Annotated in this window: 22 protein-coding genes; 11 read left to right on the top strand and 11 right to left on the bottom strand. The window is 41.3% G+C overall.

The features are described 5' to 3' along the window. Nucleotides 1-420: 420 nt before the first annotated feature. The 3 genes from rpsI to zapE all read right to left on the bottom strand — a co-directional run bounded on the left by rpsI (nucleotide 421) and on the right by zapE (nucleotide 2,544). Entirely contained in the window at nucleotides 421-813 is a 393-nt protein-coding gene (gene rpsI, locus BVC89_RS04080; RefSeq protein WP_086929980.1) for a 30S ribosomal protein S9, read from the bottom strand. 10 nt (nucleotides 814-823) lie between these two features. Beyond that, nucleotides 824-1,252 carry a 50S ribosomal protein L13 gene (gene rplM / locus BVC89_RS04075; protein WP_086929979.1) on the bottom strand — a complete coding sequence of 143 codons (429 nt, stop codon included), beginning with the start codon at nucleotides 1,250-1,252 and terminating at the stop codon, nucleotides 824-826. 173 nt (nucleotides 1,253-1,425) lie between these two features. Then, nucleotides 1,426-2,544 (bottom strand): cell division protein ZapE, encoded by a 1,119-nt coding sequence (gene zapE, locus BVC89_RS04070; protein ID WP_086929978.1) that lies wholly within the window; start codon nucleotides 2,542-2,544, stop codon nucleotides 1,426-1,428. Between the two features lie 254 nt (nucleotides 2,545-2,798). Here zapE and BVC89_RS04065 point away from each other — a divergent pair, with 254 nt between their 5' ends. The 7 genes from BVC89_RS04065 (at nucleotide 2,799) to BVC89_RS04035 (ending at nucleotide 11,291) form a co-directional block, all read left to right on the top strand. Continuing rightward, on the top strand, nucleotides 2,799-3,281 hold the full coding sequence (locus BVC89_RS04065; RefSeq protein WP_245929336.1) for a Z-ring associated ZapG family protein: 483 nt from the start codon (nucleotides 2,799-2,801) through the stop codon (nucleotides 3,279-3,281). 214 nt (nucleotides 3,282-3,495) lie between these two features. Beyond that, nucleotides 3,496-4,650: a S1C family serine protease gene (locus tag BVC89_RS04060; protein WP_086929976.1), complete on the top strand. Its 1,155-nt coding sequence runs from the start codon at nucleotides 3,496-3,498 to the stop codon at nucleotides 4,648-4,650. Between the two features lie 208 nt (nucleotides 4,651-4,858). Next, nucleotides 4,859-6,226: an L-serine ammonia-lyase gene (locus BVC89_RS04055; RefSeq protein ID WP_086929975.1), complete on the top strand. Its 1,368-nt coding sequence runs from the start codon at nucleotides 4,859-4,861 to the stop codon at nucleotides 6,224-6,226. A gap of 433 nt (nucleotides 6,227-6,659) precedes the next feature. After that, the gene (locus BVC89_RS04050) at nucleotides 6,660-7,400 is read left to right on the top strand and encodes a phosphoribulokinase (RefSeq protein ID WP_245929335.1); all 741 of its coding nucleotides are present in this window, start codon (nucleotides 6,660-6,662) and stop codon (nucleotides 7,398-7,400) included. Continuing rightward, nucleotides 7,397-8,275, top strand: coding sequence for an HAD-IIB family hydrolase (locus BVC89_RS04045; RefSeq protein ID WP_158657775.1), 879 nt, complete (start codon nucleotides 7,397-7,399; stop codon nucleotides 8,273-8,275). Before BVC89_RS04050 ends, BVC89_RS04045 begins: the two co-directional genes overlap by 4 nt. A 33-nt stretch (nucleotides 8,276-8,308) precedes the next feature. Then, on the top strand, nucleotides 8,309-9,532 hold the full coding sequence (locus BVC89_RS04040) for a glycosyltransferase family protein (protein ID WP_086929972.1): 1,224 nt from the start codon (nucleotides 8,309-8,311) through the stop codon (nucleotides 9,530-9,532). A 16-nt stretch (nucleotides 9,533-9,548) separates the two neighbouring features. Next, the gene (locus tag BVC89_RS04035; protein ID WP_086929971.1) at nucleotides 9,549-11,291 is read left to right on the top strand and encodes an alpha-amylase family glycosyl hydrolase; all 1,743 of its coding nucleotides are present in this window, start codon (nucleotides 9,549-9,551) and stop codon (nucleotides 11,289-11,291) included. A gap of 27 nt (nucleotides 11,292-11,318) precedes the next feature. On the opposite strand, the gene BVC89_RS04030 is transcribed toward BVC89_RS04035, so the two are convergent. Further along, nucleotides 11,319-12,158, bottom strand: coding sequence for a hypothetical protein (locus BVC89_RS04030; RefSeq protein WP_158657774.1), 840 nt, complete (start codon nucleotides 12,156-12,158; stop codon nucleotides 11,319-11,321). A 443-nt stretch (nucleotides 12,159-12,601) separates the two neighbouring features. Here BVC89_RS04030 and BVC89_RS04025 point away from each other — a divergent pair, with 443 nt between their 5' ends. Both BVC89_RS04025 and BVC89_RS04020 read left to right on the top strand, forming a co-directional pair. After that, complete coding sequence (locus tag BVC89_RS04025; RefSeq protein ID WP_086929969.1) at nucleotides 12,602-12,955, top strand: group I truncated hemoglobin; 354 nt, start codon at nucleotides 12,602-12,604, stop codon at nucleotides 12,953-12,955. A 5-nt stretch (nucleotides 12,956-12,960) separates the two neighbouring features. After that, nucleotides 12,961-13,953 carry an FAD-binding oxidoreductase gene (locus tag BVC89_RS04020; RefSeq protein ID WP_086929968.1) on the top strand — a complete coding sequence of 331 codons (993 nt, stop codon included), beginning with the start codon at nucleotides 12,961-12,963 and terminating at the stop codon, nucleotides 13,951-13,953. Nucleotides 13,954-14,099: 146 nt separating this feature from the next. Here the strand turns inward: BVC89_RS04020 and cynS are convergent, their stop codons facing one another. After that, nucleotides 14,100-14,540, bottom strand: a complete 441-nt coding sequence (gene cynS / locus BVC89_RS04015) for a cyanase (protein ID WP_086929967.1) — start codon at nucleotides 14,538-14,540, stop codon at nucleotides 14,100-14,102. A 935-nt stretch (nucleotides 14,541-15,475) separates the two neighbouring features. Between cynS and BVC89_RS04010 the strand changes: the two genes are divergently transcribed. Then, nucleotides 15,476-16,669, top strand: coding sequence for an alginate export family protein (locus BVC89_RS04010; protein WP_086929966.1), 1,194 nt, complete (start codon nucleotides 15,476-15,478; stop codon nucleotides 16,667-16,669). Nucleotides 16,670-16,814: 145 nt separating this feature from the next. Here the strand turns inward: BVC89_RS04010 and BVC89_RS04005 are convergent, their stop codons facing one another. The 6 genes from BVC89_RS04005 to BVC89_RS03980 all read right to left on the bottom strand — a co-directional run bounded on the left by BVC89_RS04005 (nucleotide 16,815) and on the right by BVC89_RS03980 (nucleotide 22,547). Next, a complete protein-coding gene (locus tag BVC89_RS04005; protein ID WP_086929965.1) occupies nucleotides 16,815-17,930 on the bottom strand; it encodes a lactonase family protein in 1,116 nt (371 codons plus the stop codon). Nucleotides 17,931-18,189: 259 nt separating this feature from the next. Then, nucleotides 18,190-19,494, bottom strand: a complete 1,305-nt coding sequence (gene hisD / locus BVC89_RS04000) for a histidinol dehydrogenase (RefSeq protein ID WP_086929964.1) — start codon at nucleotides 19,492-19,494, stop codon at nucleotides 18,190-18,192. A 2-nt stretch (nucleotides 19,495-19,496) separates the two neighbouring features. Next, nucleotides 19,497-20,141 carry an ATP phosphoribosyltransferase gene (hisG, locus tag BVC89_RS03995; protein ID WP_086929963.1) on the bottom strand — a complete coding sequence of 215 codons (645 nt, stop codon included), beginning with the start codon at nucleotides 20,139-20,141 and terminating at the stop codon, nucleotides 19,497-19,499. Nucleotides 20,142-20,193: 52 nt separating this feature from the next. Next, a complete protein-coding gene (gene murA / locus BVC89_RS03990; protein WP_086929962.1) occupies nucleotides 20,194-21,456 on the bottom strand; it encodes a UDP-N-acetylglucosamine 1-carboxyvinyltransferase in 1,263 nt (420 codons plus the stop codon). Between the two features lie 50 nt (nucleotides 21,457-21,506). Further along, nucleotides 21,507-21,749, bottom strand: a complete 243-nt coding sequence (locus BVC89_RS03985; RefSeq protein WP_086929961.1) for a BolA family protein — start codon at nucleotides 21,747-21,749, stop codon at nucleotides 21,507-21,509. 153 nt (nucleotides 21,750-21,902) lie between these two features. Then, a complete protein-coding gene (locus tag BVC89_RS03980; protein ID WP_086929960.1) occupies nucleotides 21,903-22,547 on the bottom strand; it encodes an MlaC/ttg2D family ABC transporter substrate-binding protein in 645 nt (214 codons plus the stop codon). A 605-nt stretch (nucleotides 22,548-23,152) separates the two neighbouring features. Between BVC89_RS03980 and BVC89_RS03970 the strand changes: the two genes are divergently transcribed. Beyond that, nucleotides 23,153-24,124 carry a KpsF/GutQ family sugar-phosphate isomerase gene (locus tag BVC89_RS03970; RefSeq protein WP_086929958.1) on the top strand — a complete coding sequence of 324 codons (972 nt, stop codon included), beginning with the start codon at nucleotides 23,153-23,155 and terminating at the stop codon, nucleotides 24,122-24,124. The last annotated feature ends 1 nt before the right edge of the window (nucleotide 24,125 follow it).

The raw sequence follows: 24,125 nt of genomic DNA, 5'->3' as shown, positions 1-24,125 counted from the left end.
CAATTGCATGACAAGTCGAGCAGATAAGTTTTCGATGAGAAACACTGTCGTTTGAACCTCTAGCAATATAAGCCAAGAATAAAAATTCTCATGACTGGCAATTTTGATTATTAAATATACTGCCACTCAATAATAAGTAGATATAATGTACTTTCCTAAGGCCGGCTAAAAAATTGGGCACATGTTAAAGAAAAACATTACAAGTCACAAGATAATCGCAAGTTCTTATAACATTTTAGCTTAAAGCACGACCTAAATACTTAAGCAAAAAGTGCGGACGCGATGTAAGCCGTTAAAAAGTCTTTTACTTGCACAATCTTGTTCAATATAGATACGGCACTGGGCTTAGCATAGTTCATATACACAAAAACGCCCAAGTCAGCAAACTTGGGCGCCACCACAATGCAAAGATAAATCTGATTAACGCTTCGAAAATTGAGGCTTTTTACGAGCTTTACGCAAGCCGACTTTCTTACGTTCAACTTCACGAGCATCGCGAGTAACGTAGCCTGCTTGACGCAGAGGGCCGCGCAACTCTTCACTGTATGCCATTAGAGCACGAGTTAGACCGTGACGGATAGCACCAGCTTGACCAAAGCTACCACCACCTTTAACCGTAGCATTGATATCGAAGGCATCAACGTTTTCAGTACATTCAAGCGGCTGACGCACGATCATACGTGCAACTTCACGACCAAAATACTCGTCAACAGGACGACCATTTACGGTGATTTTACCGCTACCTTTAGTGATAAAGACGCGAGCCGTTGAAGTTTTACGACGACCCGTACCATAGTATTGTTCTGCAGCCATACTGCTATCCTTATAGTTTCAATTCTTGAGGTTGCTGAGCGGCATGCGGATGTACATCACCAGCATAAACCTTCATTTTCTTGAACATTGCGCGACCAAGAGGCCCTTTTGGCAACATGCCTTTTACAGCACTCTGAATAACGCGCTCGGGAGCTTTATCAATGAGCTTATTAAAGTTGATTGATTTCAAGCCGCCGGGATAACCGGTATGACGATGATACATTTTATCATTCGCTTTATTACCTGTTACATGCACTTTTTCAGCATTGATGATCACAATGTAATCACCAGTGTCGACATGTGGGGTATATTCTGGCTTATGCTTGCCGCGTAAACGGTGAGCAACCTCAGCAGCCATGCGGCCCAAGGTTTTGCCAGAAGCGTCGATAATGTACCAATCGCGTTTTACTGTCTCTGGTGTGGCACTAATAGTCTTCATGTTATATTTGCCCTAAAACGAGGTACGGATTAATAAGAGAAAAATTTAAATTGGAGCAACCAGGCCCCAAAAAGAGGGCGGATTCTACATAAGCGTTGTTCAGCATTCAAGCACTTTTTACATCTATTTCCCCTGCCACCCATTTCCTCGACTGAGGAGTAATACGGCCACTTCTATCCTAAGTGAGGGCAAGCTAGATACTCTTGACTTTGCATTTCTTGGATACGGCTCAATGTGCGCTCAAATTCAAAGCTTAAACGGCCTTTTTGATATAACTCAGGCATAGGCAATTCTGCCGAAAGCATTAATTTCACTCCACGATCGTAAAATTCATCCACCATATATATGAAACGCCTAGCTTGGTCGTCGTTATGTGCTCCCATAGATGGTACATTTTCGACAATCACCGTATGGTACTCTCGCGCAATTTCAATATAGTCATTTTGCGATCTAGGGCCATCACACAGAGCCGAGAACTGAAACCAAACAACATCTTCAGCCTCTTTAACTGCTCTAATCTCACGCCCTTCCACTTCTATTGCCACATCTTCACAAATCGCATCACGATCGGCGACGATATCATAGAAAAATACTTCCAGCGCTTGATGAGTTTGGTCGCTTAAAGGCGTGTGATACAAGGTTGCCTTCGTTAAAGTACGCAGACGATAATCAATGCCACCGTCCACATTAACGACAGTGGTATGGTGATTAAGCAAATCAATAGCAGGTAAAAAACGAGCTCGCTGTAAACCATCTTTATAGAGGCCATCGGGCACAATATTGGAGGTGGTAACAAGCACGACTCCCCTTTTGAACAGCACCTCAAGTAAGTTGGCTAGAATCATGGCATCAGTGATATCTACCACAAAGAACTCATCGAAACAGATGACTTTGGCTTCGTCAGCAAGTTTGTTTGCTACGACTACAAGAGGATCAGATTGATCCTTTATCTCTTTCATTTCCTTATGCACGCGGCGCATAAAGCGATGAAAATGTGTACGCATTTTGTTTTCAAACGGCAAGGAGTCGTAGAATATATCCATTAAATAGGTTTTCCCGCGACCAACACCGCCCCAAAAATATAGACCTTTAGTTACTTCGGCCGGCTGTTTTTTTGAAAACAGGGAAGCAATACGCTGTATGAACTTTTGCTGCGAACTGCGTTTATTTTCGTCGATAAGGGTCTGGTAGAGCGCTTGCAAATGCTCAATTGCATGCTTTTGAGCATCGTCTTCCTGAAAACCATGCTCACTTAGATCTCTCAAGTACCGATCTTGTGGGGATAAGGACATAACACACTGCTTCCTAATTTCTACTTAATACCCCCATCGATGGGGATTTTTATGTATCATAATTACTTATAGGCGAGCTGTGGAAAAAGCCCCTATCAACTTATCGCTGATCAAGTAATCATTGACTGGCCGTATTCTACAGTTTGATACGACTAAAGCAGCAGAAATTACTTAGTATCAGCGATCATGAAGTAATCATGCCGCATATTCACCATTAAAGAGTGATTGGCACCACTAATATTAGGAGGAAGAACGTGACGTTCTCACTGGAAACTTTACTGATGGTCAGCGCTATTGTTTTTTGCATTGGTGGCCTTATAGGCGCGGTAATCAGCCGTACACTTATGCCGCCAGAAATGCAAAAAGATCTCGAGCAAAGTCTTCAAGCCTCTCGCAGTGAATTAGAAAGATATCAACAAGATGTCTCTCAACACTTTGCCGACACATCCAAGCTGGTCACTAACCTGACAAATGCCTACAAAGAAGTCCATGATCATTTGGCAAAAGGAGCGATCCAACTCACTAATGCCGAAATCAGCAAAAAGATTCTCGATGCCGGCGACCGCAATCTAGGCATAGAAGCTCAAGATTCTATTGAAGAGTTAAATTTCGAACCACCGAAAGACTGGGCTCCAAAGGTGCCGGGGCAAGCGGGAACACTAAGTGAGGAATTTGGTCTCGATGATGTTCGTGAAGAAGATAATATCGAGAGCTTAACCGCAGGTAACAGAGGCTAGATAAATATCAGCAAGTGATTGGAGTCATAAGCATTTAAACAACTTAATAAAATCATTACAATTAAGCGAGGCTATCAGCAACTACTTCTTAATAAGTGAGGGATTATAAAACACATAGAACGGCTTCTTTAGAGTTCGGCAGATGTATTTACTCAGGCCCAAGCTCGAACATATCCATAATTTGATACTAAGATAACGGAAAACGTATTTTTCTATGAGTTCACTTAAAGCCCTTTTCTTATTTGTTCGCTGGCCAGTAACATTAGGGCTTCTCGCTGCACTTTTGGTGTTGACATTTTCCCCGGCACAACTCAAGTTCTCTTTGCCTAAATTTGTGCAGACAGAACATACGGGGTCTTCAAAAAATGAATGGATAGGCCCTGTTTCCTACTCCGATGCAGTGAGCAAGGCATCTCAAAGCGTTGTTAACATCTATACCCGTAAGCAAGTCGAACAAAAACTTCACCCACTTTTCAAAGACCCTATTTTTAGGCTGTTTTTTAATAGTGCCGATATTCCTCGCCGCAAACGCATGCAATCAGCACTTGGTTCTGGTGTCATTGTTACTAAAGAAGGCCACATTCTTACTAATTACCATGTTATCGGTGGGGCTGACGAAATTGTTGTCGCGCTGGAAGATGGCAGGAATGCCCACGCCCAAGTGCTTGGTGAAAATAGAGAACGAGATCTAGCCATATTGAAAATAGAGCTAGATAACTTGCAACCCGTATCCATTAGCGAAGACATATCACGAGTCGGCGACGTAGTACTGGCAATAGGCAACCCCTTTGGCGTTGGCCAAACCGTTACTCAAGGTATTATTAGTGCCACGCGCAGCCGTAACAGAAACTTAAATATTTCAACCTTCGAGAATTTTATCCAAACTGATGCAGCCATTCATCCTGGTAGCTCTGGCGGCGCATTAATCGATGTACACGGTAATTTGCTTGGTATTAATACTGCCAATCTTGATGAAACGGGTTCTGGGGGTATAGGCTTTGCCGTACCCGTTGATATCGCAATGCAAACCCTTAACGATATAGTGAAGTTTGGGCGAGTAGTGAGAGGCTGGCTAGGTGTTGAGGCGCAGGCATTGCAGTCAGCAGCGGCTCAGAACTCAGGCTTTAATGCAGCTACCGGCGTAGTTATCACACGTACAATGGAAGGTGGGCCGGCAGAAAAAGCTGGGCTGAAACGAGGAGATATCATCATTGGAATTCGCGGCAACCCAGTTAAAGAAGTGACAGATATTATTCAGATGATTCAAGAATCTCGACCAGGAGAAACCGTAACAATTGAGTTTATCCGAGGCGGGGAAGTTGCTTCGCTGGATGTAGTACTGCAAGAACAACCTTTAGCAGCGAGCTAAGCCCGTATTCATCACGCTATATTCGCTCGAAAGTCGAGCAAAAGGCACAAGATGAGTATGCCGGAAATAGCTCACCGAACAATATTAGTGCACTTTTAGTGTACTTCCAGCCTACTTTTTCGAAAAAATACCATTTACCCCTGTTCATATTCTCATTCACGCAGCAAACTACGCCAATAAATACGCTTAAATCCAAGGGCAGAGCATTATGTTTATTAGCACGTTAGATCTTTTCAAAATAGGTATTGGCCCGTCGAGCTCACATACCATGGGCCCAATGTCCGCCGCTGTTGCCTTCAGAAATAAGATCAAGGAAACCCTTGGTATCTATTCATCACAAAGTCATACGTTAAGACTGCGTTGCATATTGAAAGGCTCCCTTGCCTACACCGGTATTGGCCACGGCACCGATGGGGCGGTCATTCTGGGGCTCCATGGTTATACTCCGCAAAATCTTGCGTTTGAGAATGTCGCACAACTGCTTAATCAGTTAAAACAGCGTGATAACGTGCAAATAGATGGCTTGAATATACAATTCTTGCCCGACTCAGATATAGATTTTGATAAAGGCGAGCCTCTGCCAGAACATCCAAACGGCATGATATTACAGCTGCTAAAAGATAAAGAGTGTGTAGATACACAGACATATTTCTCAATAGGCGGCGGCTTTATCCACACTTTAGAAGAAATCAACTGTAGCGAACAAGTACTCACTATTGAAGACTACCCTTATCCCTTTGACTCCGCAGCACTTATGCTACAAATGGCGGAAAAAAGCGGGCTGTCCATCGCACAAATGAAGCGTGTCAATGAGGAAAAATCCATCGGGGTAGAAACTCTAGATTCGACTCTGGATGAGATATGGCAGGCGATGGAAAGATGTGTCAACAATGGTTTAGCCAATGACGGCCAATTGCCAGGGGGACTCAACGTTGAACGTAGAGCAAAGGCTCTCCACCAACAGCTAAATGAGGACACCGATAATACGACCTTAAATGATTGGCTATGTGCTTACGCCATGGCCGTCAATGAAGAGAACGCCGCAGGCCACTTGGTAGTCACAGCACCGACAAACGGTGCCGCTGGAGTCATTCCAGCGGTGCTGCATTACTTTGTAAAACACAGAAATGCTAGCCGCGATGATATTCACAACTTCTTGCTTACAGCAGCTGCAATTGGCGGGTTAATAAAACACCGTAGCTCAATTTCAGGGGCTGAAGTAGGATGCCAAGGAGAAGTCGGCTCTGCCGCCGCAATGGCCGCAGCAGGCCTGTGTGCTGTTCTAGGAGGCAGTCCCTCGCAGATAGAAAATGCTGCCGAGATTGCTCTGGAACACCACTTAGGTATGACATGTGATCCAGTTGCAGGCCTAGTACAGGTGCCTTGTATCGAACGCAACGGCTTCGGCGCAATAAAAGCCTATACCGCTGCGATGCTTGCAAAACGTGGCTCGGGGCATCACATCATGCCGTTAGATAACTGTATTTCCGCTATGAAGCAAACAGGCCTAGAAATGTCTGAGAAATACAAAGAAACCTCTCTTGGCGGGCTCGCTGTCAATTTAACGGAATGCTAGCCCTTACTAGCCCTATTAGAATAGGTCGTTAATCAATCCTTCCCGTCTAAAAATAAGCACCAATAGGTACTTTCAAACGTATTGGTGCGCTATTTGTATAGCCTACCTATGGCAGAAGCTGTTTTGTCATGTTTTTCTGAAAATATGAGAAGAAGCGCCCAGGCCAACGCACCAAGATTGAGCATATACAAAAAGTGGCCTTTTATAAAAAGCACCAAATGAGGGCAAAAACATCGAATCGCATATTAGAGCAATAATTTCAGACCAGCAGCTACCAGACGATTTTATTGAGACGGTAAGACAGTGGTATCAACCCATTGCACAAGATATAGCCGCAGAGGTTAATCTATCAGAGGGAGCTACAAGGCTCATCGGCATTCAAGGCTGCCAAGGTAGCGGCAAAAGTACTCTGGCTACATTTCTTAAAGCTATCTTGGAGATACAATTCAAGCTAAATGTTGCTGTTCTCTCAATCGACGATTTCTACCTCACAAGGCAAGAACGAGAACTGCTGGCAGAGCAGGTGCACCCCCTTCTCAAAACAAGAGGTGTCCCGGGTACCCATGACGTCAAATTAGCATTGGCGGTAATCGAACAACTTAGACACCAGTCACCCCATCAATCGAGTGACATACCGCGCTTTGATAAGGCGATAGATGATCGCGCACAAACATCCGACTGGGATCAAATACAGGGCTCTGTTGATGTGATTATTCTGGAAGGCTGGTGCACGGGCTTAAGTGCGCAAAATAGTAAAGCACTTTTGACACCTGTAAATGAACTAGAAGCACAGGAGGATACTACAGGTATATGGCGGGAGTATGTCAACCAGCAACTAGCCAATCAGTACTGTGAACTATTTGAGCAAATAGATAATTTAATCGTACTCAAAGCTCCATCCTTCGCATCTGTTTATCAATGGCGCCTATTGCAAGAACAAAAGCTCATTGAAAAGATCAAGTTATTTGATTCCGAGCAAATGAAAAGTGCAAACAATAAAACAATGTCTCCAAAAGAAATTACACGCTTTATATCTCATTACCAACGGCTTACTGAACATGCTATCGACACACTGCCTTCTAAGGCTGACTGGTTATTAACCTTAGGTGACAATCACCAAATAAAAGCACTAACTCTAAAGGACTCATCCTCAACAGCGGAGACAAAGCTGTGAAAGTAACGTCATTTATTGTATCCACAGACTTAGATGGGACTTTACTAGATCATCACACGTACGATTGGCAAGCAGCGATACCTGCGATAGAAGTGCTGCAACAACAACAAATTCCTATTATTTTAAATACCAGCAAGACCTTACAAGAGTCCATCACTCTTCAAAAGAAGATAGGCATCCAAGCCCCCTTAATTGTTGAGAATGGCTCGGCTCTAGTATTGCCTACGAACATTCCTACTCCTTTCGATACATCGGATAAGAAAATTGGCATTATCGACGATAAATGGCAAGTCATAACCTTTGGCTGCTCTCGCAAGGAGATACTGTCATTTATTTCAGAACAACGAAAAGAATACGGAAACATTTTAGCTGGTTTTAACGATTGGTCACTAGAAGAGATAGCAAAACGCACAGGTCTAAGCATAGAGCAAGCCGAGGAGTCTTCTAAGAAACTTTTTTCTGAACCGTTTATTTGGCTGGCAGATAATAATGCGTTTTTATTATTTGAGGAAAACGCTAAGCGAGCTAATTTACAAATACTGCAAGGAGGTCGTTTTTACCATTTGCAAGGCAAAACTGATAAAGCAACGCCCCTACTTTGGTTAAAAGAACAGTATCAAAAAATTAACCGTGGAACTTTCGGCAACGAAAATATCAATGATGGAATCATACCAAAACTTATCTGCCTTGGAGATAATAAAAATGATATTGCAATGTTAAATATTGCAGATTTTCCAGTATGTATAAAATCGCCAACAAGCGATTATCCCAACATAGACAGCAATAAGAATACGATTTATACAGAAGCCTACGGGCCATCTGGATGGACGGAAGCCATCACCAAATTGACAGCACAAATACAGCAAAAAATTTAATAGCAGCCATTAAGAATACAGGCAGTAAGTAATATGACAGACTTTTATCAGAATGGGATTATCACTACCCTACACAATCTAAATCAGCGTCCTTTAGAGGAAATGGAAGAAGAACTGAGACGCTTTTCTAAAGTCAGGCCCATGGCATTAGTTCTACCATCCTTATATTCTGAGCTTGAAGGGGAGGCTTTACCTAATATTGTCAAACATTTAAGCGAAGTTAATTATCTCAGCGAAATCGTCATTGGCTTAGATATGGCTGATGAAAGTCAGTATAGAAAATCATTAGAATTTTTCCGCCCCTTAAAGCAGTCATATAAAGTACTTTGGAATGACGGTCCTCGCTTACTAGCGCTTGATAAAAAATTACAAGATGAAGGATTGGCGCCTATGGAAAGAGGTAAGGGACGTAACGTTTGGTATTGTTTAGGTTATGCCTTGGCTTCCGGTAAGGCCCAGTCTATTGCACTTCATGACTGTGATATTGTTACCTATGACAGAGGTCTGTTAGCACGACTTATTTATCCTGTTGCAAATCCTAATTTTAACTACGAATTTTGTAAAGGCTATTACGCACGAGTGGCCAATGGCAAGATTCACGGTCGAGTCAGCCGCCTATTAGTTACACCACTAATCCGAGCATTGAAAAAAACTCTCGGCCACAGTGACTACCTTGAATACATTGATAGCTTCCGCTACCCATTAGCAGGTGAGTTTTCTTTTCGAACCGATGTTATCAACGACATTCGTATCCCCAGCGATTGGGGATTAGAAATTGGTGTATTATCTGAACTCAATAGGAACTACGCCAACAATCGTTTATGCCAAGCCGATATTTCAGATGCTTATGACCACAAGCATCAAGATTTATCTCCCGAAGACGCACAAGCAGGCCTTTCTAAGATGTCTATTGACATTTCCAAAGCCTTATTCAGGAAACTTGCCACCAATGGTATAGTCTTTAGCTCCGAAACGTTCCGTTCAATTAAAGCCACCTATTTCCGCATAGCACTTGATTTTATTGAAACTTATTATAATGATGCCAAAATGAATGGCTTAGACCTGGATATCCACAGCGAAGAGCAGGCGGTAGAAATGTTCGCCAAAAATATTTTGACGGCGGGACAAAATTTTCTGGATAACCCCATGGAAAAGCCTTTCGTACCAAGTTGGAATCGTGTAATTAGCGCCATTCCCAATATTTTAGATTTATTAAACGAAGCTGTTGAGCTCGATATGCAAGAATTTCAATCGTAGATCTGGGGTGCGAAAAATGTTTCTTTCAGCACAAAAAGAATTAAAGTTTTTAATACAGACCCATTTAGAGATTATTTATCCAGATGAGGATATTGAAACTCTAAATAAACGTCTGCTAGAAATAATGGAGCTAGAGGAGTGTAGCGTCAAACCTAACAGTCACGAGAATACGTGGAGTGAAAAAGACGCTTGGCTGATTACCTATGGCGATAGTATTAATAGTGAAGCAGCAACACCTCTGGCAACACTAAACCGGTTTGCCAAAGAAAAATTAGCGGATGTTATTAACGGAATACACATTCTACCATTTTTCCCCTATAGTTCAGATGATGGTTTTTCTGTAATTGACTATAGCCAGGTCAACGATAGCTTAGGCGATTGGGCCGACATTGAAAACATTGCGGCTAACTTCCATTTAATGTCGGATTTGGTGATTAATCACTGTTCCAGTCGCAGCCGCTGGTTCGACAATTTTAAAAGTAGAAAAGAGCCAGGAAAAGACTACTTTGTCGAAGCCTCGCCAGACGATGACACCAGTCAAGTTGTTCGACCACGTACCTCCCCCTTATTAAGAGAGGTGGAGACGCTAGACGGTAAACGCCATGTCTGGTGTACATTTAGCCACGACCAAGTTGACTTAAACTTTGCCAACCCAGAAGTTCTATGTGAATTCATTAAAATTATTAAGCTCTATCTCGATAGGGGCGTAAGAATTTTTCGTTTGGATGCCGTCGCATTTTTATGGAAACAACTGGGTACACCTTGTATTCATTTGCCTCAAACTCACGAGGTAATACGCCTCATCCGAAGTCTTATTGAGCATCACTCCAAAGATGCAATTATTATTACCGAAACAAATGTCCCGAATCATGAAAACCTCTCCTACTTCGGGAATGCCAACGAAGCCCATGCAGTTTACAATTTTTCTTTGCCCCCCCTTCTACTTCAAGCCCTTGTTGCTGGAACTAGTAAACATTTAAAAGCTTGGCAAATGAGTATGCCTCCAGCTCAAACGGGCACATTTTACTTTAACTTCATCGCATCTCACGATGGTATTGGGTTGCGCCCAGCTGAGGGTCTACTCGATGAACACGAAATAGAAACACTCGTTAACGCCATGCAATCTTTCGGCGCACGTATTTCCTGGCGGACAGCAGAGGGCGGACGCAATAAACCCTATGAAATGAATATTACTTTGTTTGATGCTTTGCAAGGAACGACCAAAGGCCCAGATAAATGGCACATTGAACGATTTATTTGTGCCCACGCCATCATGTTTGCGCTGGAAGGCGTTCCCGCCATCTATATTCATAGCTTTTTAGCGACTAATAATTATTATGAAGGTGTCGAAAGAACAAACCATAACCGAACAATCAACCGCTACAAATGGGATTACGACGAACTTACCGAAAAACTTAGCCAAAGCTTTTCAAACCATGCAAAAGTTTTCGATAAGATGTGTGGCTTACTTAGAATAAGAACAAAACAACCTGCCTTTCACCCTAATGCAGTGCAATTTACACTGCACCTTGGCGATCAAGTTTTTGGGTTTTGGAGACAAAGCCAGCAAAGAGATCAGAGTATTTTTTGCCTTCATAATGTCACGGATCAAGAAGTTCGCATTCCGGTATCGTCGATTAACCTTATAAGCCTGGATACATGGGTAGACTTAATCAGTGGTAAGGACTTCTCCGACATTAGGCAAGATGTTATCTTGCAACCTTATCAATATGTATGGATAACAAATAAAGTGTACTAAAACGCACCGGGGGTCTGGTAACAGACCCTAGTAAGAATGAATTAAAACCTGCATTTCTTCGTCAAAACACTGGTAAACAATTTCGATTATCTCTGTTGCTCTTGCAAAGTATTGCTCTCCAGTTAACCACGACTTTTCAGAAAACATATAGTGCTCTACCGACGCCAGAAACATATTGATTTCGTCGCAGCTAGAACCGCCAATCTTTTGTTGCAAAGCCTTATTCTTAAAAACATCTTCAATATCTTTTAACAAGTTTTTAATTTTATCTAAAGACTTACGTTTCTTTCCAACATCACTTGATGAAGTGAGAAAAATTGTACCCAAAGCTCTAAGCTGGCCTAACTTCTCTCCCAAACACAATAACTCATACCAATAAACACGGTTTCTACCAACAAGTTGTGCATCAACATTGTATTCTTTCGAGATCCAGATCATCAGATCCAAAGATGAGATAATTAACTTGGAGTGTTGCTCATAATTATCATATAACTCCTCCTCACCATTACTAGAAGATAGTCGCGCCCAGTGTTCCGTTATTGCGCGCCAATCATCATTCTTGGTAAAGTTCTCATCAATATTGACAATGCCTTTTATATCGCGCACTACCGAATCAGCATGAAAAATTAGATTTTCTTTTATATTTTTATCGCCAACGAGATAAGTAGCCATTAAACCTCGATGAACCTGGAGATGTTTGATTAGCATCCTCATTGCTTGTAGGAGTTGGATACCACACATACGTAATTTTTGACGGGAGCTTAAAAAGAAGCTAAACAAAATACCGACCGCAACGACAGCAACAAACATTACGCCCCAGTAAAATGACGCCATTCTCAAATGCCCTCGCTGTTTAGATTCTTTCATTTACATTTACAAATACCCAATAATAAACTAATTGAAGTACTCGCACACATTATATAGCCCAAAAATACCCACATTTCTGCGATGCATCAACCTAAAGACGATCTTTAATCCTAAGTATCTAGCGACTAAAACATATTAGTCAGCTTAAGAAAAGTGTGATCTCTAGCGTAAATACTTAAGAATATAAAAATGTAATTTTCAAAAGACAAGACATATTACAAAAACATGTTAAATATTATTTTTAATAACATTTAATAACTAAAATAACAATTCAACTTCAAACTTAGCTTCTCTGTCAGCCTCACAACTTAAGGTATAGAAGTCTTACTAACACTTCTACTCCAATTATCAATACTTTTAGAACTAAATGTTTTTAGATGCAGAAATAAAGATCTCTATGACAACTATACTATTTTTTATAAATCGAAATACGGGAAACTCTCATGTCTCTATACAATAATTTAGGCGGTGCAGCAGCTATTGATGCAGCCGTTGACATTTTCTATCGAAAAGTACTATCAGATAGCAGGATTAGTCATTTTTTTGATAACACCGACATGGAAACACAGCACGCGAAGCAAAAAGCCTTTCTCACTATGGCGTTTGGAGGGCCCAATAATTATACCGGTGTGGACATGAGAAAAGCTCATGAGAATATGAACTTAAACGAAGAACACTTTGATGCAGTGGCTGAATGCTTAACAAACACATTAAAAGACCTTGAAGTAAATGAAAATGAAATAAACGAAGTTATTAATGTTGCCTTAAGCGTCAAAGACGATGTGCTTAACAGATAAAGAACATGCCTACCGTATATTTTCATACTCTTGATGATACCGACGTACTATCTTTGCAATTAAATGATAATGAATCACTCCTAGATGGAATTCTACGCTCGGGCATTGATGTCCCTTTCGGTTGTAAATCGGGAGTATGTCAAAGCTGCTTAATGCAGAGTAACGATACTATTCCTCAAACAGCTCAATTAGGGCTTAGGCAGACCCAAATTGAGCAGGGGTTTTTCATGAGCTGCTGCTGTCTACCTGAAGACGGCTTTCGTGCCCATATGACTAAACCAAAGTCAGATTTTGTTACAGCAAAAGTGTTAGAAAAAGAACTATTGAACCAAGATATTTATAGGATAAGAGTTGAAAAGGTTGTCGACTACCGGCCTGGACAATTTGCAACTTTATGGAGCTCGAATGGAGTTGCGCGCAGTTACTCTTTTGCTAGTCATCCGCAAGAAGATGACTTTATCGAGTTCCATATAAAAAAAATAGAGAACGGCGCTTTCAGTCAATGGGCATGGAATAATTTAGAGCAAAGTCATACGCTAGAGATTCAAGGTCCTTTAGGTGATTGCTTTTACACAGAGTCCGACATGAATCAAACGCTTCTAATGTGTGGGATAGGCACTGGTCTCGCGCCTTTATACGGAATACTGAGAGATGCACTTATCTCTGGTCACAAAGGGAAAATAACCTTATACCTAGGAGGCAGAAATTCTACCAACTTATATTTTATGGATAATTTAAAAACCTTGGCAGAGAAATTTAACAACTTTTCCTTCGAATGTTTTGTTCAGGAAGTCGTCTTGGACAATCAGAGCGCAAACATACAGCAGGGAGATATATATCAAGAAGTTAAACGAGCCTATCCTAACTTAGAAGACACTAAAGTCTTTCTTTGTGGTGCAGATTCTTTTGTAAAAAAAATGAAAAAGCAATGCTTTCTCTCAGGAGCAAGTATGAAAGATATTTCATCAGATGCATTTATTGCATTTAAAAAAGACTAAGTTCTACTTAGCATCTGTTAACAATAATCTAACAACAGGTTTGCTTTAATTAAGGTAAACAGTGCCTAAACACCTTATACAGATAGCCTTATAGAAATAAAGATATCAATAAAGTGTTTAGATCTAATTTATAGGTTTAACAAGTGTCACCATGTTTTATAAGGTAAAAATTTACCATTCATGGTTAGAATTACTCGATCGCCTTTCGGATCCTCTTTTTTTTCCACATCCATAGAAAAATCAATAGCGCTCATAATCCCATCACCAAACTTTTCTTGTATCACTTCTTTTAGGGTATCGCCATAAACGCCTACAACTTCATATAAACGATAGATTAGCGGATCTTGAGGAATATCCCGATCCCAAGATTTTGTAGGATATTCTATTAAAGCTTCTTTCGCACCTGCTGGTAAGTCTAAAAAAGAGCATAGCTTTTCAGCTAATTCAGGAGGCATGCTATTCATTCCCAAACAAGCAGATGTAATCCACACAGTGCCTACATTTAACTCATCCGCAATTGCTTCCCATGTTAATTTTCTTTCATTTTTTACCAAAAATATGGCTTCGGTTACATCTATTTTTTTCATCAGTCATTCCTAGTGGTTAGGATTTAAAAAACTCAATTTGTAGTGAAAAATTATGGCTAAACGGAGTTAGGGTAATCCCCACGTACGTTTTCTGAATTAGCGAAAGTATTCGTTACAAGCCAACAACCGTCCATTTTTGTGCATAATCGCTTTATTCTTTAGCTTAAATATTTTTTGTCACCTCACAACACGCATAAAATAAGTGCAAAAATCAAGCAAAGATACCAGAATGGTGCTTTTACAGTGTTTTGAATGCGCAAAAAAAAGGCTTTTCCCAGACTCATGATAAATACAGCGATTATCATGCCAGTCTAGGATCGAGGTCACCGTAAATGACACTTTGTATCAACTACTTAGATGACTCTTAAAGATAAATCAGCAAGACTTGCAAACAATATAGCGAAATCACTACAAGGTTGAGCAGTGCATATTTTTAATGCTTTAACTATCTCGAAAGCCGCTAAACTAAAGTGATTTGTAGAAAAGCTGCACTTTCACTATTTTATAATTACTTACTGAAGTTTTATTTTTATCGAATACGCTTACGGCTCAAAACCAAATAAATTTAAATTAAGAAATTTACGATAATAATTTTGTATTATTTTTTCATTTAATTAAAAAAGTGGGGCACAAGTAATAGTTGGCATATTCGATGCTTGGGCTAATCACTGCAAACACCTCAGCGACCAATATTAAAAGTAGATTCATTATCTTTCATGCAAAGCAATGTGGATATTCTACACTGAGCACGACATCAGAAGTATGGATGTAATTTCACTTGTGACAAATCAAATGAAATACAAGTAGTAGTTAATATAATGTGGATATACGCGAAGGATGTAGATTTTTTTTGTTTGCAATTATAAGAATCATATAGCCGAAATAATTAATCCTGTGTGATTTTAAAGATATTTGACTATTGGGAAAGAACAAAGATGAAACTACAAAGTATATTTCGGGGCATCGTCTTATCAAGTGTTAGTATAGCTTATGTAACAAGCGCAAATTCATTTACCGAGGCGCTTACACAAGGTAAGGCAAATGGGGATATTCGAATACGCTACGAAACAGTTCAGCAGGATAATGCTTTGGAAGATGCCAATGCTTTAACCTTACGAACTCGTATTGGATATAAAACAGGTGAACTAAATGGTTTTTCTGCCTTTACCGAGTTTGAAGACGTACGAATAACCGCTGGCGTAGATGATTACTCCGTACCACCTACAGGTTTTCAGACAGGCGAATTTTCGGTAGTTGCAGACCCTGAAGTCACTGAATTAGACCAAGGTTTTTTACAATATTCGAATGGTTCATTTACTGCGAAGGTTGGTCGACAAGTAATGGTATTTGATAACCATCGTTTTATAGGTCACGTAGGGTGGCGGCAAGACCGTCAAACTTTTGATGGCGCTTCATTTAACTTAAAGCCAAACAAAAACCTCTCACTTAATTACAATTATATCAATAAACGAAATAGAATTTTTGCTGAAGCAGCGGATCAAGATTCAAATGACCATTTGCTGCATGCAGCCTATAAGACCCCTATTGGAACCATTACAGGCTATGCATATTTACTAGAACAAGATAATGCACTTGATACCACTTATGATACCTTTGGCCTTCGTTTTAATGGCCAAAATGGAAAGTGGAGCTACATAGCTGAGCTTGCCAGTCAATCTTTTGAAGCGGGCACAATAGAAGCTGATGCAAATTATATTATGGCAGAACTCGGCTATAATTTTGGCCCTGTAACAGTAAAGGGCTCTTACGAGTTACTAGGATCTGACAACGGCAATTATGGTTTTAGCACTCCTTTGGCAACATTACATAAGTTTAATGGTTGGGCAGATTTATTTCTTGCTACCCCCACCCAAGGTCTTGAAGATACCGCGATAAGTATAGGCGGCAAATTATTTCAAGGGGCTTGGATTATTAGATACCACAACTTTTCTACTGACGAATCTGCTCCTAATGATGATCTCGGAGATGAAGTAGACTTTGAATATAAAAGAAAGTTTGCAAAACACTACAACTTTGGTTTAAGAGCTGCGTTTTATAGCGACGCTGACGGCCCTGGTGGACGAGTTGATACCGATAAAGTTTGGTTTTGGGTAGGCGCGAGTTTTTAAGCTATTGCTATAGATTTAGCAGATGAAATGAGTGATGAAAGGAATATAGTCCTTATAGTAGTATGAGGACTATACCTACACCACTTAGCTTCTGTGCAAGCCTATTAAATTGGGAGCTCTCAACCGATCTGAGTATAAACACAGCCTAGGGTAACTTGGCAATAAATCTTGAGCCATTCAACACAACGTCAGAGGAAACATCCAAAATATCAAGCTCTCCAGCTAACCCAACAGAAGTTGCGACAATACTTCCACCTCTTTGATTAGCGGTGAATAACAGCTTCTCATCGTCAAGTAATAGGAAGAAACGAGGCCTATTAATATTCGCCGTCTCATGCTCAATAAGAGACAGTTCACCATTAGCATCAATATTGAAAACAGCAATACTATCGTGGCCTCGATTAGATACGTAGAGGTTATTACCGTCTTTTGAAATTTGTATATGAGCTGCGGTATTATTATCAGTAAAGCTACTTGGTAATGTGCTAATCCTCTGCCTTTCAATAAACTGACCGTTCAATTCAGAAACTTCAGTAAAAATAATTTCATTGCTTCCTTCAGCAACGATATACACAAAGTTTGGCTTACCAGGATGAAAAGCCATATGTCTTAAACGAGTTGCGGCACCACTATCCTCCTGAAAAACAACATTAGATATTAGATCAACTTGCCCTTTCTGCACATCATAACTATGTCGGGTAATTTTGCCTTCGCCATGGTAAATGGCATAAATATTATTTCCTGAAGGTCCCCATTGAACCCAGTGAGCTCTCGATTCTATACTTCGGGAAATCACCACAGAATCATCTTTGATTGCACCGCTTTCTTTATCGATACTAAATAGAGATATATTGCCTGTAGCAAAGCTTGACACTGCCAATTTATCTTCATTTTTGCTAAGAGAGATATAACCATTATTATCGCCAATACCGCGCTGGTGACTAATTTGTAGAAACTCGTTTTCGACCCATTTATTGCTCGTTACTCCAGCTGTTGCTGCATATATTCTATTTTGACTATCTAAGATACCATAAGAGCCTACTGAATCATCAGACACTTCGACTGCTTCATTAAATTTAAGAGTGCGTTTATCAAATTGAAGAACATATGCTTTTCTCCCAAATACTAGAAGTTCTATTATATCGGATTGATTCTCAGGTGTATCACTGGCTGAAGAGTCGTCAGAATTTCCACCTGAACCGTTACAAGAACACAAGAGTAACGCCGTGAGAACAAGAGAGAAAAATTTTAAACCATTCATATTATTTACCTGCGAAAAATTCTCGCGATAAATATAGAGACGACTAACATAAAAAACATGTTATCTATTTTCTATCAAGGGTTTGTCTTGGTATTACACCAAAATTTTCTAACATTTGTGATGTATTGTAAAAATAATAAAATATCTTTTTGAACGGATTCAAAGTCAACTTATTTATTATGTTGGTTGGATAAAACGTGAATAGAACTTTAATGAAAAAAACAGATTAAGGCAGAAGATGGTCTACCTTAATTATCATTTATTTTTTAATTCGATATTCCGCAGCGCGCGCATGAGCCTCTAAAGATTCACCTCGGGCAAGTACAGATGCAATTCGTCCAAGCTCATCCGCACCTTCAGCAGATACATGAATAAGAGAAGATCGTTTGACATAATCGTAGACACCTAGCGGAGATGAGAACCTCGCAGTGCCAGATGTAGGTAGGACATGGTTGGGCCCAGCACAGTAATCTCCTAAAGATTCAGAGGTATAAGGCCCGATAAAGATCGCTCCTGCATGACGAATTTTATCGACTGCTGCCAGCGGTTGTTCAATAGATAATTCCAAATGCTCAGGCGCGATGCGGTTGGCAATTTCTAGCGCATTATCTAGGCCGTCCACCTTGATGATTGCACCACGGCTTTTTAATGACACAGCAGCAATATCCTGACGCTCCAGGGTCGGTAAAAGTTTTTCAATACTAGCATACACAGACTTAGCAAATGCAGAGTCGGTGCAGAGTAAAATCGCTTGCGCTTGCTCATCATGCTCAGCCTGTGAAAATAAATCCATGGCAATCCAGTCCGGATCGGTAGAACCATCGCTGATAACAAGAATCTCTGACGGGCCGGCGATCATATCAATATCCACACGGCCAAACACTTCCCGCTTCGCCGTGGCGACATAGATATTGCCTGGACCAACAATTTTATCGACTTTAGGGATAGTTTCTGTGCCGTAGGCCAATGCACCAATTGCCTGTGCGCCACCAATAGTATAAACCCGATCAATACCAGCCACTGCTGCCGCAGCTAAAACAATATCGTTAACCTTACCTTCCGGTGTGGGGGTTACTAATACAACATCTTCAACACCGGCTACTTTAGCAGGAATGGCCGCCATCAACACAGAAGAAGGATAAGCCGCTTTACCTCCCGGTGCATATAAACCAACACGATCTAATGGCGTTACTTTCTGGCCCAACATCGTGCCATTAGCTTCTGTATATTGCCATGAAGCTTGCTTCTGATGTTCATGATAGCTTGCAATACGCTCAGCGGCATCTTGCAAAGCAGCTCTTTGCTCAACAGGAATCCGCTGCAGAGCCTCATGAACCTGCTGTTTTTCTATGATGACATCTGAGACAGTATTCAAACTGCGGCGGTCAAAGCGCTCTGTATACTCGACTAGTGCTTTATCACCACGTCTTTGAATATCACGTAAAATCTCTTTAACTGTTGTCACTACCTCGTCATTACTTTCTTCTTCCCAAGCAAGTAAATCGGAAAGTTGTCTATCAAAGCTCTCATCGGAGGCATTTAACATACGAATCAAGTCGCTCATTTCTAAGCCGCCTCTTCCCGTTCTTTTACTGCCGCGCTAATAGCATCGATAAGTGCCTCGATTTGCTGATGCTTCATTTTCATCGATGCTTTATTAACAATGAGTCGCGAACTGATTTCAGCAATAGTATCGCGCGCCTCCAAACCATTAGCTTTTAAGGTGTTACCTGTATCGACGATATCGACAATTTCATCTGCCAGTGACATCAGCGGAGCGAGTTCCATAGCGCCGTAAAGTTTAATTAAATCCACCTGACGGCCCTTACCGGCATAGTAACGCTTAGCTAGATTTGTATACTTGGTGGCGACACGAATTCTTCCAGCAGGCAGGCTTTTACCCACGATGCCTGCAGTCATTAGTCGACAACGAGAAATTTTCAGATCTAATGGCTCATAAAATGCACTATCGCCATGTTCGATCAGCGTATCTTTACCTGAAACGCCGACATCGGCCGCGCCAAATTCAACATAGGTTGGCACATCACTACCCCGTAGAATCAACAACCTCACATCGGGAGAACTGGTTTCAAAAGTTAGCTTTCGGCTAGCAGCAATATCTTCTAGCGGCTCTATCCCAGCGGAAGCCAGTAAGGGTAATGTTTCTTTTAAAATACGCCCTTTAGTAAGCGCGATGGTTAATTGAGGCATTGTCTTATTTTATCCTGAATTTCTTTTCCGGTAGCTTTGGAGGGAATATTTTTTAACCAGGCACACGGCGAATATTAACTCCCAATAACTGCAGCTTTTCTTCGATACATTCATAGCCACGGTCAATATGATAAATTCGATCGACCACAGTATCACCTTCGGCAACCATACCCGCTATAACAAGACTGGCAGAGGCTCGTAAATCCGAGGCCATCACGGGTGCACTTTTTAATTTTTCGACCCCCGTTACCACGGCAGTGTTTCCCTTGAGTGAAATATTAGCTCCCATACGATTGAGCTCATGAGTCTGTACCAGCCTATTTTCAAAAATCGTTTCCGTTACTGTAGAGGTGCCTTCTGCAACAGCATTCATTGCAGTGAATTGCGCTTGCATATCAGTGGGAAAGGCCGGGTAAGGAGCAGTAGTAAGGTTCACAGCTTTAGGTCGCCGGCCATGCATATCCAGTCGGATCCAGTCTTCGCCAGAGGTAATTTCAGCCCCCGCTTCTTCTAGCTTGAGTAAGACAACTTCTAGAATATCTGCGCGGGTATCACGCAAGGTAACGCTGCCTCCTGTTGCTGCCGCTGCCACTAAGTAAGTGCCCGTTTCGATACGATCTGGCATGACGGAGAAAGTACAGCCATTGAGCTTTTCAACACCTTCGATTACCAGATGATCGGTGCCAATTCCTTCTATTTTAGCCCCCATTGCAACCAGACACTCGGCTAAATCAACAACTTCTGGTTCGCGAGCAGCATTTTCCAAAACCGTCTTGCCTTTGGCGAGTACTGCAGCCATCAGCAGGTTTTCAGTACCGCCAACAGTAACGGTTTCCATATAGAAGTGGGCACCTTTGAGGCCATTCGGAGCTTTAGCATGTATATATCCGCCATCTACTTCGATCTCCGCCCCCATAGCTTCAAGCCCCCTAAGGTGTATATCAACTGGTCGGCTACCTATGGCACAACCACCGGGAAACGAGACTCTAGCTTCACCAAATCTTGACAGCAGAGGCCCCAACACCAAAATCGAGGCACGCATTGTTTTTACAAGCTCATAAGGCGCTTCAAGTTCTTTGATGGTATTGGGGTTAATTTCCACAGACATTTTTTCATCAACGATGACATCAACACCCATGCAGCGGATCAAAGCGAGCATAGTAGTAATATCATTCAGATGAGGTAGATTGCATATCTGTATCGGGTCACTGGCTAACAAGGTCGCAGCTAAAATAGGCAGTGCCGAATTCTTTGAGCCAGAAATTCTAATCTCACCCTTGATGCATGAACCGCCTTGAATAATCAATTTATCCATGAGAAATATCTATCAGCTTAAATTTTTAAATGTGAGTATGGAGCCACGCATTAGGCGTGATGATTAGACCATTCATCTGGGGTGTATGTTTTCATTTGTACCGCATGGATAGCGCCACTAGAAATAGCGTCTTGCAAAGCTGCATATACCAGCTGTTGTTTCTTAACCGCATTGAGCCCCTCAAAAGCAGGGCTTACCACGACTACTTGAACGTGGCTACCGTCACTTGAAACTTCAACCTGACTATCAGCGATAGCAGCTTCAAGCTTAGACTTTATTTGTTCTGAATTCATTGCAATACCAAGTAGGGAAATATAAAAAGTCAAACCAGCAAAAATTAGCGCCCATTAGACGCTAATAATTGGTGGCTATACTAATAAAAAAGCGGGCATTTCGCACCCGCTTTATCTATTTCGATATCTAATACCTAAACTGCATAGGGTAAATCAGCCTTTCCAGCTCCAGCTACTAATCGCTGCATCAAGATCACCACCAGTTTCAGCAACAGACTGGGAAAACTGCGAACGCAATGTTTTACCGAGGTTGACACCATCAAGCACCACATTGATCAATTTCCAAGCACCGCTTTTATGTTGCCCCATGGTGTAAGAAACTCGATTAACACCGTTTGGACCTTTAAATTTCTGGACAACCTCTACTTTTTTCTTACCTTCATTAGCCTTGTTCGGTGCTTCTAAACTAATTTCAAAGTCGGCAAAATTAGCCATACCTTTGGCGTAGGTCTCAACTAACCCGGAGGTAAACACCTCAATAAATTTCTCACGTTGCTCTTTTGACGCAGATTTCCAATATTTTGCGCCCATAACATTGCGAGCGATATATTTAAAATCAACAGCACTTTCCATGATTCTGCGCACGTCAGCAAAGTATTTCTCAGGGTTATCTTTTAAAGCTTTCTTACCGCCACTAACGACCTGCATAAGCTCAATAGTGACATTATCCACGACCTGATGAGGGGTAGCCTCAGGACGTTCATTTGCACTCGCTTGCTCGGTTGTGTCTGCGGCGTTTGCAAGACTGCTAAATAGCAAAAAAATACCTAACATTACCGAGTGCAGTGCGAACTTCATCTTCACAGTTTTATTCTCCTCATCGAATATCAAAAAATTTGGCCCTAAGGGCTTATTTAGGCTACGGGGCTTATTAGCGCCAATATAAACATCTAATGCTGAACGTAAGCTGACAATCTTTAAGTCTTTTAGGCTACATTGTACACCTTACACCCATAAAAAGACGGCTAATGTAAATAGTAAAAGCAGCAAAACAAAAGCATTGTAACAGGTTCCAACAACCACATTGCTCAATACAATCATCACACCTTTCACTGCTAGCCGCTTGTATATTGGTGTTTTAATACACATCATAATTGGGTTTAGCAGAGTAATTACAAGATTGTCGCCCTCTTTATTTAGCCATGTTAGGACTAACTCCATGCAGCAGAGTCTAAAATAGAGGGGATCAAATTTGAGATTTGCACAAATATAGTCCCTTATAGTAAATATTGCGGACTATAAGCATCGTACTTTTGTGTAAAAAGCCCTATTATAGCCCCCAATTTTACATACAAGTGGTTAGTCTGAGTCGATATTGAGCGATGAGCACATCGCCAAGTTCCATAACTCTCGTCAAATACCAATAGCGAATAAACTTATATATAAAGAGCCAAGTTTCTAGCATGAGTCAGTTTGATTATCTAAGCTCAGCCAAGCGCACTGTATCCCTTGAGCGGGACGCTTTAACAGATTTATTGACTAAAATTAATGGTGATTTTGTTAAAGCTTGCGAACTCATACTCAGCTGCCAAGGCAGAGTTATCGTAGTGGGCATTGGCAAGTCGGGACATATCGCAAAAAAAATAGCCGCGACCCTAGCAAGCACTGGAACACCGGCGTTCTTTGTTCATCCGAGTGAAGCTAGCCATGGTGATTTGGGTATGATCACTAAAGATGATATTACCCTTATGATTTCTAATTCAGGCGCTTCAGCTGAAATTGTTACACTGCTACCTATGCTAAAACGCCTGGACATTACTCTAATTAGTATGACAGGCAAACCCAACTCTCCAGTTGCAGAAGCGGCACATGTAAACCTTGACATTAGTGTTCAGTCTGAAGCTTGCCCACTAAATTTGGCTCCTACATCAAGTACAACTGTAACACTAGCTCTTGGCGATGCTCTAGCCGTCGCCCTGCTCGAAGCGAGAGGGTTTACTGCTGAAGATTTTGCCTTTTCTCATCCCGGCGGCGCATTGGGGAAAAAGCTTTTACTGCGTGTACAAGATGTGATGCATGGAGATACAGAGATTCCCAAAGTGACGGCAAGCACACCGTTAAAAGAAGCTCTCAGCGAAATGACAACAAAGGGCTTCGGAATGACTATTGTAGTAAGCCAAAGCCAGCAGCTGATGGGTATTTTTACCGATGGCGATCTTCGCCGTGCGATAGAGGCAGGTTTGAATATTAATAGCCTTGAGACTGGCGAAGTTATGACAAAAAACCCCAAGACGATAAATCAAAATATGCTTGCTGCCGAAGCATTGGGGATAATGCAAACACGCAAAATTACTGCCCTAGTAGTTAAAAATAATGAACAGGAAGTGATTGGAGTTTTACATATGCACGACTTATTGCGAGCGGGAATTATTTAAA

The sequence above is a fragment of the Agarilytica rhodophyticola genome (assembly GCF_002157225.2).
Lineage (GTDB): Bacteria > Pseudomonadota > Gammaproteobacteria > Pseudomonadales > Cellvibrionaceae > Agarilytica > Agarilytica rhodophyticola.
The sequence above is the reverse complement of the archived record's forward strand: the minus strand, read 5'-3'. Positions and strand labels throughout refer to the sequence as shown.

Bases quoted from the DNA above. Each gene is read 5' to 3' on its own strand.
- rpsI (WP_086929980.1), bottom strand. From the start codon at position 813: ATGGCTGCAGAACAATACTATGGTACGGGTCGTCGTAAAACTTCAACG.
- rplM (WP_086929979.1), bottom strand. From the start codon at position 1,252: ATGAAGACTATTAGTGCCACACCAGAGACAGTAAAACGCGATTGGTAC.
- zapE (WP_086929978.1), bottom strand. From the start codon at position 2,544: ATGTCCTTATCCCCACAAGATCGGTACTTGAGAGATCTAAGTGAGCAT.
- BVC89_RS04060 (WP_086929976.1), top strand. From the start codon at position 3,496: ATGAGTTCACTTAAAGCCCTTTTCTTATTTGTTCGCTGGCCAGTAACA.
- BVC89_RS04055 (WP_086929975.1), top strand. From the start codon at position 4,859: ATGTTTATTAGCACGTTAGATCTTTTCAAAATAGGTATTGGCCCGTCG.
- BVC89_RS04040 (WP_086929972.1), top strand. From the start codon at position 8,309: ATGACAGACTTTTATCAGAATGGGATTATCACTACCCTACACAATCTA.
- BVC89_RS04035 (WP_086929971.1), top strand. From the start codon at position 9,549: ATGTTTCTTTCAGCACAAAAAGAATTAAAGTTTTTAATACAGACCCAT.
- BVC89_RS04030 (WP_158657774.1), bottom strand. From the start codon at position 12,158: ATGAAAGAATCTAAACAGCGAGGGCATTTGAGAATGGCGTCATTTTAC.
- BVC89_RS04025 (WP_086929969.1), top strand. From the start codon at position 12,602: ATGTCTCTATACAATAATTTAGGCGGTGCAGCAGCTATTGATGCAGCC.
- BVC89_RS04020 (WP_086929968.1), top strand. From the start codon at position 12,961: ATGCCTACCGTATATTTTCATACTCTTGATGATACCGACGTACTATCT.
- cynS (WP_086929967.1), bottom strand. From the start codon at position 14,540: ATGAAAAAAATAGATGTAACCGAAGCCATATTTTTGGTAAAAAATGAA.
- BVC89_RS04010 (WP_086929966.1), top strand. From the start codon at position 15,476: ATGAAACTACAAAGTATATTTCGGGGCATCGTCTTATCAAGTGTTAGT.
- BVC89_RS04005 (WP_086929965.1), bottom strand. From the start codon at position 17,930: ATGAATGGTTTAAAATTTTTCTCTCTTGTTCTCACGGCGTTACTCTTG.
- hisD (WP_086929964.1), bottom strand. From the start codon at position 19,494: ATGAGCGACTTGATTCGTATGTTAAATGCCTCCGATGAGAGCTTTGAT.
- hisG (WP_086929963.1), bottom strand. From the start codon at position 20,141: ATGCCTCAATTAACCATCGCGCTTACTAAAGGGCGTATTTTAAAAGAA.
- murA (WP_086929962.1), bottom strand. From the start codon at position 21,456: ATGGATAAATTGATTATTCAAGGCGGTTCATGCATCAAGGGTGAGATT.
- BVC89_RS03985 (WP_086929961.1), bottom strand. From the start codon at position 21,749: ATGAATTCAGAACAAATAAAGTCTAAGCTTGAAGCTGCTATCGCTGAT.
- BVC89_RS03980 (WP_086929960.1), bottom strand. From the start codon at position 22,547: ATGAAGTTCGCACTGCACTCGGTAATGTTAGGTATTTTTTTGCTATTT.
- BVC89_RS03970 (WP_086929958.1), top strand. From the start codon at position 23,153: ATGAGTCAGTTTGATTATCTAAGCTCAGCCAAGCGCACTGTATCCCTT.